The following is a 13,410-nucleotide window of genomic DNA, read 5'->3' on the forward strand; positions in this document are numbered from 1 at the left end:
AGTTGCAATTATTGTTTTAAAGGGCTTATCGTTTCTATAAGATGGTAAGATTTTTTTATGTACAAAAAAGACACTCTAAGGTGCCTTCTTGCGATTTGCTCCATTGTAATATGGTATTGGATGCCAGTCCAATTATTATTTTAACACGTTAAATAGCTTCGGTTATTGAGAAAAAAGACAATTCATTATTTGAATGCAAAAAGTCCTAGGGGGACTAGGACTTTTTGCTAGAATGAATATGATTTAAAAAAGGACTTATATAAAGTAACATATGAATGTTTCGTAAATGTATCAAAAAAGTGAACAAAAGCGTTAATTTAAATAAAAAAAGCTCCGCGATAAAAGCTGCGGAGCTTCATAAGGTCGAGTTATGTCGTACTCACAAGGGATTTTAACATGAATGTTGTGGTAAAAATACTGGTAAATTTATCCCGTAAAATCCCGATTGGTTTAACTAATAATCAGTGGGGGATGAATAAAACTCCCACTGATTAAAGTTTCACTTCATTCGAAGGAATTCATGTTTTATAAATTAGATTATGAGAGTTGATATTCTCCATATTGACCAGAAAAGAACTAAAAATTCTAGTGAAATTCCAAGTGTTCGTTTCCTAGTTTTTTGAAATTCTTTTATTAAATAGCCAACAGCACTAATTGCTATAAGAATGAAAAGAATAAGTTCGAGTGTAACTGGCATTTTATCTACCCCTAATACTGTAATTTATTATATAAAGATTATAAGATATTTTTGTGGCTAGTGGTGAAAAATTCAATAGAACTATTTCTAAATGGAGTAAACCTTTCAACGGACCAAGCAAAGGTCAATACAAAAAGTGTTATACAATATACGCATGGAGAGCCGTGGGGCTAAAGAAATATTGGAGTATAAAGAGTTGTTAGATCAAAGGATTATTACAGAAGAAGAGTTCGAAGTGTAGAAAAAAGTAATTATTAGGTATATAGATGAAACGCTCAAATGAGCGTTTTTTTATTTATATATTCGCAAGTAAAATAACATAATATTACTATGAATCCTTATAACAATATGAATTTTTGCATATTTTAAAATTTAATATATCCCTTAAAAACTTTTAATTGTATAATATATTTTGTCATATTTTTAGATTTTTCGACATAAACCAACAAAAATAGAGAACGTATTGGGAGAAGACATTATGTACACAAAACTATTAAAATCAATTACATCATTATCACTTATTGGTGGTGCGTTGTTATATACAAATGGCAGTGATGTGAAAGCTGCTGAAGTGGGTGTTTTTTCTGATGTGCCGACATCACATTGGTCATATCCTGCGATTAAAGATTTAGCAAGTAAGAATATTATTTCTGGTTATGGAAATGGGATATTTGGTTTTGGAGATGTTGCGACAAGGGAGCAAGTTGCGGCTTTAATTTATCGAGTGTTAGTACCGAATAAACAAGGCGGTTCGTTTAGTAATGATGGAACTCGTTACGTATTAAAGGATGGATCTACGTTTAAAAATCCTTACGGTGATATTAATCAAAATTCTACAATGTTCCCAGAAGAGGTATTAACTTTAACGAATTTAGGAGTTTTTAAAGGTGATGAAAATGGCCAATTTAGACCGAAAGCTTCTGTGAATCGTGCGGAAATGGCACAAATTCTTACGAATGCTTTCCATCTTGCGGCAAAACAAAAACATACCTTTAAGGATGTTCCAAATCCATTTTGGGCAGAAAATGCAATTAGTGCAGTGCAGTCAAATGGAATCGCAGATGGCACAGGGAATGGGAATTTTGAACCGTATGGCACAGTAACACGTGAACAGTATGCGCAGTTTTTATATAAAACTTTGAAGTATAAAAATGCTGATGTGAAAGATACAGGGGATGCGGCATTATTAACAGCGTTTAAAGAGGAAGTACAAAAGCGTATTAATACATACGAGACAAATATTACACTGCCATATAAAACGAAAAATAATAATACAGACGAAGTGATGAATACACTTTTTAACGCATATAAAGAAGTGGCAAGTAAAAATGAGTATACAAATAATAATAGATCGAATGTTTCATATGGACTTTCTGGATCACCTGGAAATTATACGTTTACGCTTAAGATTACATATCGTGAAACGAAAGAACAGACGGAATATGTCATGAAACAAGCGAAAGCAATCGTTTCTTCTATCACTCAAGTTGGAATGGATGATCACGAAAAAGTGAAGGCGATTCATGATTACGTAGTAAAGCATGTTTCTTATGATACGTCTTATAAAGCTTACACAGCATATGAAGCACTTGTAAATCGTTCTGCGGTTTGCCAAGGTTACGCACTATTAACTTATCAATTATTAAAAGAAGCAGGAATTGAAAATCATTTCGTGACAGGAACTGGGGACGGACAACCTCATGCTTGGAATTTAGTGAAAATCGAAAACAAATGGTATCACCTTGATACAACATTCGATGATCCGGTTCCAGATGAGCAGGGCCGCGTAACGTATTCGTATTTCAATTTATCAGATGAACAAATCGCAAAAAATCATGAGTGGAACCGCGGAGACTATCCGCAAGCGACAACAAATTATTATAGTACACTGACAAATAAAATTGCGGCAGGTAGTAAGAAAACGCCTGCATATCAGCAAATATTAAAAGATACAAAGTTAAACTATCTAGGAAATGAATATATTGCAAATAACTATACTGAATTAAAAAATAAAATGCAGCAACGCTATAGTGCAAAACCAGAGAAAATTGAAGTGTTATACAAGCAATCAATGAATGGTGCACTACAAGATGTGAAAAAGGTAATTGGCGAAATCGATTATCCGCAAGGGGCAAACCGAGTTTCTTATAAAGCGGAGCCGTACAATGCGAAAGAAGGGTATTCTTTAGTGACGATTACGTTTACGTATTAAAAACAACCTAGATCCTATAGGATCTAGGTTGTTTTTTATTATTCTTCGACAAAACATGACAATATACAGATAAATTCTTTGCTACTATGAGATGAGAAATCTTACATTAAAAAAACTGTTTAAAATAACTAATACAGATAGGCGGAAAAAAATGAACCGAAAGTTACTAATGGTATTAACATGCGGTACATTGCTTATGGGAATGGCTGCTTGTAGCTCAAATGAGAAGACTACAATTGAACCAAAACCTAAACAAGAAGAAAAGGTTCAGGAAAAACCGAAAGTTCAAACCATTCAAAAGCAGCAAAAAGATAGTTATGTAGTAAGTGAAGATGAACTCTCTAAAGCAGCACAGTCGATTGGTGAAATCCAAAACGAGCAAACTATAAATGATATGATGATACATATGTCTTTACAAAAACTCACATTCAATGGGAATAATCTTCATGTTTCCGGTACCCGTGATGTAGGACGATTTCAAATGACGAAAGAAAACATTCAATACTTAAAAAACAACTTAAATGTTATTAATAATGATGAAAAACCAAAATATGAATCTATTCTGAACAAATGGTATGATGGAGAGTTCGAATCTGTAGTTAAAGACTTTGAAGAAATTCATTATTTACGTTCAGGAAAAAAGCAAAGTATGGAGGGATCTAAACTAGCTAAAAAAATTGATAGTGATGAAAAAGAATTTATTCTCCATTTCTTTGGTCAAGAAGGATTAGATATCCATAATAAAGAGTGGAAACAGGGCGAGTTATAGAAGTAAAACTGAATTTCTCTTCACTAGGAAGTACAATGTTTTACGGAACAAAAAAATAATGAAATTCCCTTAAATATAGTCCCATCCGGAGGTTGTCTATACTGAGATTCAATAGATACACAGTAAGGCTTATTTTTCTAGCCATTGGCACAAATGCTGCATTATCTATGTGGATTAAGCAGGGACTTTTAGGTGTCATCAATGCTATTATTTTCTTGTTAACCGCTGCACGGAAGTCCAATACATATTATTAAAATTAAGATGGTTCAAATCGGAGGAAGGCACCTTAGGGTGTCTATTCTTTTTTATAAAAAGAAAATTGTACGTCTAGACGCATTTTAAATACAAAATAACCGATTCCTTAAATGTTAAGAAATCGGTTATGTATTTCCCTACTTTTTTAGAGGTCTTTTTCTTGTAATGGTTTTAAATGATTGATTTAAGGTTATAAACTTAAATTATAAATAAAAGATAGAGTAAAAACTATATAAGAAATAAATGTAACAAAAACAAGACAACATAGAAACGGAGCATTAGATACATATTGTTCTATTCTTTTTTTCATTTTAATTCGTTTCATTTATTAAATGTGAAGTATCAATTTTAAATTGACCTTTCCAAGATCCATTTACTGTTCCAATTCTAGTTATATTTACATCTAAAGTAAGGGGCTGTTTAAACTCGTCTCTTCCTTCATTAACTATAACAAATGTAGAAACACCTTCAGGTCTATCGTTATCACGGATACCTATATCATTTAATTTTTTACCTGCTGCCATAAGTTCAAAAGGAAGATGATCATCTGAATCATGGATAAATGATAGTCTTCCGTAATTTATAATCTCAGGGTTTTCCTCTTGTTGCCCATTAATTTTACCATCACTTGCGAGCTTTAATCCTGATGTATCAAATTCAAATGGTACTAAACTTCCATCAGCTTTTTCCATTCTATAATGAACTGATATACGTAAATCTGAGATATATAATTCTTTGAGATGTACAGTAATACCTTGATCCGTAATTTTTTCATCAATAGGAATATATTTACCATTCTTCATCATATCTTGTACGACACCATTTTCATCTGTTATTCCCTCATTGACAACTTCATCATTTGTAACTGCATTAGAAAAATATGAGGCAACATTTGTAGCCGCCACTTGTACTTGTGGAATCATTGCTGTTGTGAAAAGCGCTGCGCCAGCTACTGCTGTATAAATGAAACGTTTTGATTTTTTACTCATGTTTGTAAATAGTCCTTTCTTTTGTTGTTTTTTATGATTTATATGAGAAACATTGTCTAGCTTGGAACGACTTTCAAATGTTTTCCATGCTTGTTCTACATCAATTTTAATTTCTTTTGGTGAATTTGCAGATTCTTCATCTAGCATTATGTTTTCCCAGTTGTTTAATTTACTGATTTCTACTAATAAATTTTGACATGCTTCACATGTATCTAGGTGCTTCGTAAATTCTTTTCTTGTATCATAAGAAAGTTCTCCATCAATATATGTTTGAATAAATCCGATATCATAACATTTCATTTGTTATGCCTCCTCTATTTGTTTATAAACCTTGCGAAACTTCATTTTGGCTCTGACTAATAATGTTCCAATAGAAGATATTTCTGTTTGAAGTATTTCTGCAATTTCTTTATATTGAAAACCAGAGAATTTCATGAGTAAAAGGGTTCGTTCTCGATCATTCATTTTATTTAGTATCGTTTGGACCTTTGTAATTTCTTCTTTTCTTATCCAATCATCGTCTAATGATGAAACATTTTGTACTTCATGGTATTGTATTTCTTTATCAATCTTCGCTTGCTGCCTTTTTTCAGATCGAAAATGGTTATAGGCTACATAAGTAGAAGATTTAATCAACCATCCAGGTATGTTTTCAATTCCTTTCCAATCACTACGATATAATTGTAAAAATACTTCTTGTGCTAACTCTTCAGCGATAGATTGATCTTTAACAATCCAGATGATTTGTTTCACAGCGTAAGCATAGTACTGCTTAAATAAATCTTCAAAGGTCATATCAGAAGCATGACTTTCTTCATTTTCTATGGTTAACATGTTCGTTTAAACCTCACTTTCAATTTGATACCTGTATTATAGAGAAACCAGAAAAACGGATTTTGTGACAGTTTTTCTGGATATTTTTTATTATGTACTAAAAAAAGCATTCATCTGATTAAAAAGATAAATGAAAACATAAAAACTATAACTCTTGCAGTAGTTGTCTATTAATGTACAAGAAAACAGTTAGTTTGTTGCCGAATTGTATCTAAACGTACAATTTCACTTCTTCTATTTTCATGAATATGTATAATTACATAAAATTTCAAAGAAAAAGAGAGTATACTTTCATATTGTGTAATAAAGATAAAAGCCCGCCTACGGAAATAGGTGGGTTTTTTTACTTATAAAGAAAAGACAACCTTTAAGGTGTCTTCCTTTTGAAATCTAGGTTGTCCAGTTTGTTTTACTTTGGTGCAATGGCAATATTGTTTGGAATAAAGTTTCACCATATTGCTATTAAACTAAAATATTAAGATTGCACTTAAACGAAATTTATAGCATCGAAGTTCATTTTGGAGGAGGGAATGTAATACTATATTTTTAAAGTATTCGTTACACTTGAACCTCTGCACATTGCGTAGGGCTTTTTTCATGAAGAAAGGACACTCACGTGAGCGTCCTTTCGATAGTTTTTAGCAGAAGCAAGCAGCTCCAACGATGATTAATAAAATAAACAATACAACTAATAAAGCAAATCCTCCAGCGAAACCACAGCCGCCACAACTACCACCAAAGCCCATAATAGTTCCTCCTTTAAATAGGAGGAGAAAAACAAAGGTTCACTCATGTGTTTTAACGGATTCCATTTACTTTATGCTTTTTACGAATAAATGGAGCAGGTCCTTTTTAAAATAGATTTATGCCGCTATTTTTCGGATAGTAAGACCCGGATTGGTGGGGGCTGATTAAAGTTTCATTTTATTCTTTAAGAGCGAATAAATGAAAAATAAAATATCTAATAATATAGATAGAAATCCGCTTTTATACCTTTCATTAAAAGAATACTAGCATTATATATTATAAGGAATACTTGTCCTTAATTGTAAATGAAAGGGGGGAATTGATATGAGCTATGGCTATGGTCATCCTCCTGGAAGATGTCATAAACATCACAATGAAACTTTGTCAACGGGTGTATTACGTAGACATTCCGCTACGTTATTTCTTACTGTTGAAGCTATGAATGTTGATCCAGATGATACTCGTAGAGTAACAGTTGAAATGTTTGATTGGTCATCTGGTTCTCCGGTATTGTTACCATTAATAGACCCTTCAACACAAACATTGCCACCTAATCGATATGTTACTTTTCGTTCAGCAGCTCTTCCTCCAGCACTTTTTGCTTATGAAGTAAGAATCATTCGTCCGAAAGATAGAGATGTTGTTACGAATGTTTTTGGTCTTAGTGCAATCATATTTAACCCACAAGAAGGAAACAATGTTTTACAACATGATTTAGCAAAATTAGACCTTAAATAGATTTTATAAAGGTCTATTTATTGAGCATGATTAAAAAAAAGTAGGATGTAATCCTACTTTTTTTAACGTTAACTAGAATTTTAAAAGAAATCCTTCATTATTTTAGCATCTTTAATATTCACTATCACACCTTCTACCTTATCTTTCTTCTCATCTTTAGCAATCGTAATTTGCTCCTTATTATCAGCCCACACAAGAAATTCTTCTTTTGAGTCATCTTTATATGTAACAGTAATAGTAGAATGTGCAGATTCTCTCTTTTTTTGATCTAAAGTGATTGTTTTAGGTGTTCCATTTTGAACTGCTGAAACGATAGATTGTATCATTTTTTCATTATCTGTTTGAGATTTGGAAGTAGTATGATTTGTTGTTTTCAGTATTTCAATGTCTGTAATATTAGCGGAATTTAATTGAAAGGTATTTTGTGTATGTTCTTGCTTAACTTGTGAAGCTTTATCTGTAGCCGAGGTACTTGTACAACCTATTAAGGTGAAAGATAAAGCGGTTAGAGCGCATATAGATATGATTTTTTTCATAATATCCCTCCTCAATTTTAATTATAACAATTTTCTGTTAATTTAGGTAGTTATTGTAAGGAGAAGATGTTTTAAAGTGGTAAATGATGATGTTCATTCTCTATTAAAATCAAAATTCACATAACTTTTTTCATATTTTATGTTTAACATTTCGAAAATGGGTGTACTACATATAATATAACAAATAATTCATTTTAAAGGAGGAAGTTAAAGATGGAAACGAAGTATAGTAAACCTTTTGTATATGAATTTATTACGGAGAAAGAGGTCATGAATGCGGCGAATGATCTAGTGAAGAAAGGGATAGACCAAAAAGATATTTACGTATTAACACATGAGAAAGAGAGGACAGATAGAATCGCAGACAATGCAGACGTGAATACAATTGGGATAAAAGAGGAGGGACTTGGGACAAGCATTATTAACGTCTTTCAAAACACAGGAGATCAGTTAAGAAATAAGATGCAAGAGTTAGGGCTTAATGAGGAAGAGGCGAACTTCTACGAAGAAAAGCTGGATGAAGGAAAAATCTTGTTATTCGTTAAGGATTTAGAAAGAGTCGGTGAATGGTTACAAGAAAGAAGATGCATGTATTCTATTTAAATTTGTATCCTGTAAATCTATAAATCTATTACGAAAAGGAGATTGTAAATATGAGTGAGAACGGACTAAAAGAACAAGTTAAAGGTAAAGTTGAAAAGAAAAAAGGACAAGTAAAAGAAGGAATTGGTGAAGTTACAGAAGATAGAGAGTTGAAAAATGAAGGGAAGTGGGAAAAAACGAAGGGAACGATAAAAGAAAAAGTCGGAAAAGTGAAACAAAAGATAAGTGATGAATTAGATAATAAAGAATAATATATGTTCATCAAGCTTTGGTTACATACTAAAGCTTGATGAATCCAATATAAAACGAATATAGGAGGTTTAATTGTGGGACTTATTATTACGTGTATTGTAGGTGGACTTATTGGTGCGTTAGCTGGAATGATTACAGGAAAAGACTTTCCGTTAGGTATAGTTGGTAACGTGATTGCCGGATTAATCGGATCTTGGGTAGGTAGTGCGTTATTTGGTCATTGGGGTCCTGAATGGGGAGGCATCTTTATTCTTCCAGCGTTATTAGGTGCAATCGTCTTTATTTTAATCGTTACATTCTTCTCTAGAATGCTGCGGAAAGCGTAAGTATGATAATAAATAGTAATCTTAAGTTTATTATATATAGTTATAAAGTTAATGAACTGATAAATATACATAAAAAAGCATCCGATTAAAATAATTGGATGTTTTTTTATGTAATCTGCATAGGAATAAGCGGGGGATGAAGGCCCCCGCTTATTAAAATTACACTTTCTATCATGCCTTTCGAGAGGACTCCCACTTCTAAACGTAAGTGAAGGTGGTGAAAAGAAATAACCAATCGTTTTGTCATATCCCACATAGTTTACTGATTCAAATGATTACATACAAAGCAAATGCTGTAGGCATTCAAGTTGTTGTAACTGAAGAATCATATACATCGAAAGCAAGTTTTCTGGATAACGACTTCATTCCAACGTATGGAGAAAATGACCAAAATACAACTTTTTCAGGAAAACGAATAAAGCGCGGCATATATCGTTCAGCAAATAAAACTTTAATTAATGCAGATGTAAATGCTGCGGCTAACATTTTACGAAAAGTAATCCCAAATGCATGGACAAATGGGATAGAGGGGTTAAGCGTGAAACAGCTCGCTAATGTGTTAACTCCCCTGACGTTAATCGTCCGTTAGGTCGAAACGTTAGAAACCCCCACTTCAAGCTTTGCTAAGTGGGGGAGTGTTCATTATGTATTAAACCATCGTTACTTTTTCACAATTATTTATTTTTACGACTTGCCTTGGCTCTATATGAGATAAGTCCTCGCTATTACCTATATCAACTACAATTGTATTCGTTAGTATGTTAATAATGGAACCAATTAATTTTGTAGCATGATCGTGTCGATAAGAAAATTGAACAAAATCTCCCTTTTTAAAGTTGTGCTCTTCCATAGATAGATCCCCCTAAAAATAATGTTTATACATTATACATACACAAAATTATAAGTTTTAAACATTTATTAGTACGATTTAAGTGTTAAGCCGAGAAAGGTGTAGAAAATTTATTTATAATGAAAATAAAAAAATATGTTTAAAATTAATTTTTATGGGTAATTAAATAGTAAGAGTTTGAGATAAGGGGGCGGAAATGATGAATTTGGCAATAAATATTTTGCAAAATGATGTAGGTTATACAGTACAACTTAATGGTGAAATTGATGCTTATACGGCATCAGATTTGAAAAATAAGATTATGCCTATTGCAAGCGAAAAAGAGGTTCATATTGTAGTAGATTTTCATAACGTAGATTATATGGATAGTACTGGTTTAGGCGTTTTTATAGCTCTATTAAAAGCAATTAAGAAAAATGATGGAAAGCTAGAGTTTATTGGTGTGTCTAAAAGGCTAAAAAGATTATTTGATATTACAGGGCTAACAGAAATATTAAATTTGAATTCCGATTTTGAAAAAGTAGAAAGAAGGTGACTAGGGATGATGGAGAGATTTGAAAAGATAGAAATGAAAATTCCTGCAAAAGCAGAATATGTGGCTATTATTCGTTTAACAATGGCTGGTGTTGCGAATCGAATGGGCTTTGCTTATGACGATATAGAAGATATGAAAATTGCTATTAGTGAAGCTTGTACAAACATTGTACAACATGCATATAAAGAAGACGTTGGAGAAATTACAATTGTCTTTGGCTTATATGAAGATCGATTAGAAATTATGGCTGCGGATAATGGAGTTAGCTTTGATTTTAATAGTTTAAAAAGTAAAGTTGGTCCGTATGATATTAATAAACCAGTAGAACATTTGCCGGAAAATGGTTTAGGTTTATATTTAATCAATACGTTAATGGATGATATACAAATTATGCATGATGAGGGCATGACAGTTTTAATGACAAAATATATACAAAGAGAGCAGGTGGAGAATGATGGAAATCCAATCTCAACCTACAAATCTTACTAAAGAAGACGTTATTAAACTAATTGCAGACTTCCAACAAAACCAATGTGATGAAGCACAGGAAAGATTGGTTAATCACTATAAAAATCTTGTATACTCCATTGCATATCGCTATTCAAAAGGTGGGTCGATGCATGAAGATATTATACAAGTAGGAATGTTAGGGCTCTTAGGTGCAATAAGAAGGTATGATTATTCGATAGGGAATGCTTTTGAGCCGTTTGCAATACCTACAATAGTAGGCGAAATAAAGAAATATTTACGTGATAAAACTTGGGGTATTCACGTTCCAAGGCGAATTAAAGATTTAGGCGGGAAGATTAAACTTGCGATAGAGGAGCTAACAGATCGTTTCCAGCGTTCACCGAAGATTATAGAGATTGCAGATCATTTAGGACTATCCGAAGAGGAAGTGCTAGAAATTATGGATGCGAAAAATAATTATCGCGTATCTTCCTTAGATGATGTAGTTGAAAATTCATCTGATGGCAGTTCGGTAGCGAGGATTGAATCTGTAGGTGAAGTAGAGCAAGGATATGAAGAGACAGAAAGGCGTCTCGTTTTAAAGGATATTTTCAACGTATTAAATGACACAGAAAAGAGTGTTATTCATTATATATTTGGAGAAAATTTAAATCAAAAAGATACAGGGGAACGGTTAGGTATTTCACAAATGCACGTTTCTCGTATTAAAAGACAAGCGATAAGTAAATTGAAGCAAGCAGCATTTTTAGATACATAAAAATTTAAAATCATTATGTTTAAAACATGAGAAAAGGGGTAGTTATTAAGTATAGGAGGAGATATAAAAATGTCACACGATGTGAAAGAACTAATCGAAGGATTGAATGAAGATTTAGCAGGAGAATACTCAGCAATTATTATGTATAACCATAATGCAGCTACAGTTTCTGGTATATATAGACAAGTGTTAAAACCTTTCTTTGAATCTGAAATTAGTGATGAACAAGGACATGCCCTATATTTAGCGGAGAAAATTAAAACGTTAGGTGGTACACCTACTACAATCCCTTTACCAGTGAAACAAGTAGAAGATGTTAGAGAAATGTTAGAGTCCGCTAGACAATCAGAATATGAGACAATTAAGCGTTATGAAACGAGAAAAGAACAAGCAGCAAAATTAAATATGACAGAGTTAGTTGTAAAACTAGAAGATATGATTGCAGATGAAACAAATCATATGGAAGAATTAGATCGTCTTTTAAATGACAAAGCAATGGTGTTAAATTAATAGTGGAAATTTATAGAATGAAAGAACAAACTCTCATTTCTGGGGGTTTGTTCTTTTGCTGTATAAAAATTATGTTAGAGTAGGAAATTTTCATTTTGTAACTGAGTATGCAATACTAGAAAAATAGAAAATGATAATAGATTTACATTTTAAATAAGAAAAGGGGAAATAACTTGTGTCCATTTTAATTGTCGATGATAATCCGGTTAACATCTTTGTAATTGAAAAAATTTTAAAACAAGCCGGATATCAGGATCTTGTATCGCTGAATTCTGCACAAGAGCTTTTCGAATACATTCAATTTGGAGAAGATTCTTCCAGGTATAATGAAATTGATTTAATACTATTAGATATTATGATGCCTGAAATTGATGGACTTGAAGTTTGTAGGCGATTACAAAAAGAGGAGAAGTTTAAAGATATTCCTATTATTTTTGTTACAGCTTTAGAGGATGCCAATAAATTGGCCGAAGCTCTTGATATGGGGGCAATGGATTATATTACGAAACCTATAAATAAAGTTGAACTATTAGCACGTATGCGTGTAGCGTTACGCTTGAAATCGGAATTAAATTGGCATAAAGAACAAGAAGAAAATCTTCGGAATGAATTAGATTTAGCTACGCAAGTACAAAGAAACTTATTAAGTAGCCCATTAAGAGAAGATTATATAAAAATTGAAGCAAGTTACTTACCTTCATTTAAATTAGCTGGAGATATGTATTATTGGTATAAAATCGATGAAAACCGCTACGGTATTATATTATTAGACGTGATGGGACATGGTATATCTGCTTCATTAGTTTGTATGTTTATTTCGTCTGTATTACGTGAAACGATTAAATCTTTAATCGATCCAGAACTTGTCATTAAAGACTTAAATAAATATATGACTCTTTTACATAATGAGAATGACGATATTCCATATTATTTTACAGCGGTATATTTAGTAGTAGATACAGAAAAGAGAACGATTGAATATGTAAATGCAGGGCATCCTTCTGGATACGTTTTAGTTGATGAAATAAATATGGTTGAACTAAATCACGGGAGTTGTGCGGTAGGATTTTTTGATGAAATAAAAGTTGAAAAGACAGTTATACCTTTTGAGAAGAACGCTCAAATCGTATTGTTTACAGATGGTGTTCTTGAAGCAATTGCAAATGATGAATTTGAGGCTGAAGAGAAATTACGTACTTTTACAGAAAGAAAATGGGGAGATTTAGAAGGCGAGATAGAAGGGTTTTACAAGGAAGAACAAAAGAAAGCGCAATCAGATGATATGTGTCTAATTATGATACAAACGAATGCGAAATAAAAAAGCGTATG

General features: G+C 32.3%; 16 protein-coding genes and 1 pseudogene. 12 read left to right on the forward strand and 5 right to left on the reverse strand.

Going from position 1 to position 13,410, the window contains the following annotated elements:
* Positions 1-1,175 precede the first annotated feature (1,175 nt).
* On the forward strand, positions 1,176-2,909 hold the full coding sequence (locus tag HMPREF1014_RS17000) for an S-layer homology domain-containing protein (RefSeq protein ID WP_000288174.1): 1,734 nt from the start codon (positions 1,176-1,178) through the stop codon (positions 2,907-2,909).
* 151 nt (positions 2,910-3,060) lie between these two features.
* Positions 3,061-3,678, forward strand: coding sequence for a DUF6241 domain-containing protein (locus tag HMPREF1014_RS17005; RefSeq protein WP_001080426.1), 618 nt, complete (start codon positions 3,061-3,063; stop codon positions 3,676-3,678).
* Between the two features lie 566 nt (positions 3,679-4,244).
* On the opposite strand, the gene HMPREF1014_RS17010 is transcribed toward HMPREF1014_RS17005, so the two are convergent.
* The 3 genes from HMPREF1014_RS17010 to HMPREF1014_RS30350 all read right to left on the reverse strand — a co-directional run bounded on the left by HMPREF1014_RS17010 (position 4,245) and on the right by HMPREF1014_RS30350 (position 6,502).
* A complete protein-coding gene (locus HMPREF1014_RS17010) occupies positions 4,245-5,222 on the reverse strand; it encodes a DUF4179 domain-containing protein (RefSeq protein WP_000650428.1) in 978 nt (325 codons plus the stop codon).
* Positions 5,223-5,225: 3 nt separating this feature from the next.
* Positions 5,226-5,756, reverse strand: a complete 531-nt coding sequence (locus HMPREF1014_RS17015; RefSeq protein ID WP_000955504.1) for an RNA polymerase sigma factor SigX — start codon at positions 5,754-5,756, stop codon at positions 5,226-5,228.
* Positions 5,757-6,394: 638 nt separating this feature from the next.
* Complete coding sequence (locus tag HMPREF1014_RS30350) at positions 6,395-6,502, reverse strand: YjcZ family sporulation protein (protein ID WP_000505670.1); 108 nt, start codon at positions 6,500-6,502, stop codon at positions 6,395-6,397.
* Between the two features lie 325 nt (positions 6,503-6,827).
* On the opposite strand from HMPREF1014_RS30350, the gene HMPREF1014_RS17020 reads away from it, so the two are divergent.
* Positions 6,828-7,241, forward strand: coding sequence for a hypothetical protein (locus tag HMPREF1014_RS17020; RefSeq protein WP_000120203.1), 414 nt, complete (start codon positions 6,828-6,830; stop codon positions 7,239-7,241).
* An 80-nt stretch (positions 7,242-7,321) separates the two neighbouring features.
* On the opposite strand, the gene HMPREF1014_RS17025 is transcribed toward HMPREF1014_RS17020, so the two are convergent.
* On the reverse strand, positions 7,322-7,777 hold the full coding sequence (locus HMPREF1014_RS17025) for a hypothetical protein (protein WP_000720862.1): 456 nt from the start codon (positions 7,775-7,777) through the stop codon (positions 7,322-7,324).
* Positions 7,778-7,990: 213 nt separating this feature from the next.
* Between HMPREF1014_RS17025 and HMPREF1014_RS17030 the strand changes: the two genes are divergently transcribed.
* From HMPREF1014_RS17030 to HMPREF1014_RS17045, 4 genes and pseudogenes are all read left to right on the forward strand, one after another.
* Positions 7,991-8,380 (forward strand): YflT domain-containing protein, encoded by a 390-nt coding sequence (locus HMPREF1014_RS17030; RefSeq protein ID WP_000448812.1) that lies wholly within the window; start codon positions 7,991-7,993, stop codon positions 8,378-8,380.
* A 50-nt stretch (positions 8,381-8,430) separates the two neighbouring features.
* On the forward strand, positions 8,431-8,631 hold the full coding sequence (locus tag HMPREF1014_RS17035; protein WP_001293468.1) for a CsbD family protein: 201 nt from the start codon (positions 8,431-8,433) through the stop codon (positions 8,629-8,631).
* A 75-nt stretch (positions 8,632-8,706) separates the two neighbouring features.
* Positions 8,707-8,958, forward strand: a complete 252-nt coding sequence (locus HMPREF1014_RS17040; RefSeq protein WP_000522902.1) for a GlsB/YeaQ/YmgE family stress response membrane protein — start codon at positions 8,707-8,709, stop codon at positions 8,956-8,958.
* Between the two features lie 220 nt (positions 8,959-9,178).
* Positions 9,179-9,547, forward strand: a pseudogene (locus HMPREF1014_RS17045) (zinc ribbon domain-containing protein); the annotation flags it as partial.
* Between the two features lie 60 nt (positions 9,548-9,607).
* On the opposite strand, the gene HMPREF1014_RS17050 reads toward HMPREF1014_RS17045, so the two are convergent.
* Positions 9,608-9,808, reverse strand: a complete 201-nt coding sequence (locus HMPREF1014_RS17050) for a methyltransferase (RefSeq protein ID WP_000390989.1) — start codon at positions 9,806-9,808, stop codon at positions 9,608-9,610.
* A gap of 196 nt (positions 9,809-10,004) precedes the next feature.
* On the opposite strand from HMPREF1014_RS17050, the gene rsbV reads away from it, so the two are divergent.
* The 5 genes from rsbV (at position 10,005) to HMPREF1014_RS17075 (ending at position 13,399) form a co-directional block, all read left to right on the forward strand.
* Positions 10,005-10,343 carry an anti sigma b factor antagonist RsbV gene (gene rsbV / locus HMPREF1014_RS17055; RefSeq protein ID WP_002108734.1) on the forward strand — a complete coding sequence of 113 codons (339 nt, stop codon included), beginning with the start codon at positions 10,005-10,007 and terminating at the stop codon, positions 10,341-10,343.
* A gap of 6 nt (positions 10,344-10,349) precedes the next feature.
* Complete coding sequence (gene rsbW, locus HMPREF1014_RS17060; protein WP_000970580.1) at positions 10,350-10,832, forward strand: anti-sigma B factor RsbW; 483 nt, start codon at positions 10,350-10,352, stop codon at positions 10,830-10,832.
* Entirely contained in the window at positions 10,795-11,571 is a 777-nt protein-coding gene (gene sigB, locus HMPREF1014_RS17065; protein WP_009327198.1) for an RNA polymerase sigma factor SigB, read from the forward strand. Before rsbW ends, sigB begins: the two co-directional genes overlap by 38 nt.
* A 69-nt stretch (positions 11,572-11,640) precedes the next feature.
* Positions 11,641-12,081, forward strand: coding sequence for a ferritin-like domain-containing protein (locus tag HMPREF1014_RS17070; protein WP_000017755.1), 441 nt, complete (start codon positions 11,641-11,643; stop codon positions 12,079-12,081).
* A gap of 175 nt (positions 12,082-12,256) precedes the next feature.
* A complete protein-coding gene (locus tag HMPREF1014_RS17075; protein ID WP_000025539.1) occupies positions 12,257-13,399 on the forward strand; it encodes a fused response regulator/phosphatase in 1,143 nt (380 codons plus the stop codon).
* The last annotated feature ends 11 nt before the right edge of the window (positions 13,400-13,410 follow it).

The sequence above is a fragment of the Bacillus sp. 7_6_55CFAA_CT2 genome (assembly GCF_000238655.1).
GTDB classification, from domain to species: Bacteria; Bacillota; Bacilli; order Bacillales; family Bacillaceae_G; genus Bacillus_A; species Bacillus_A cereus.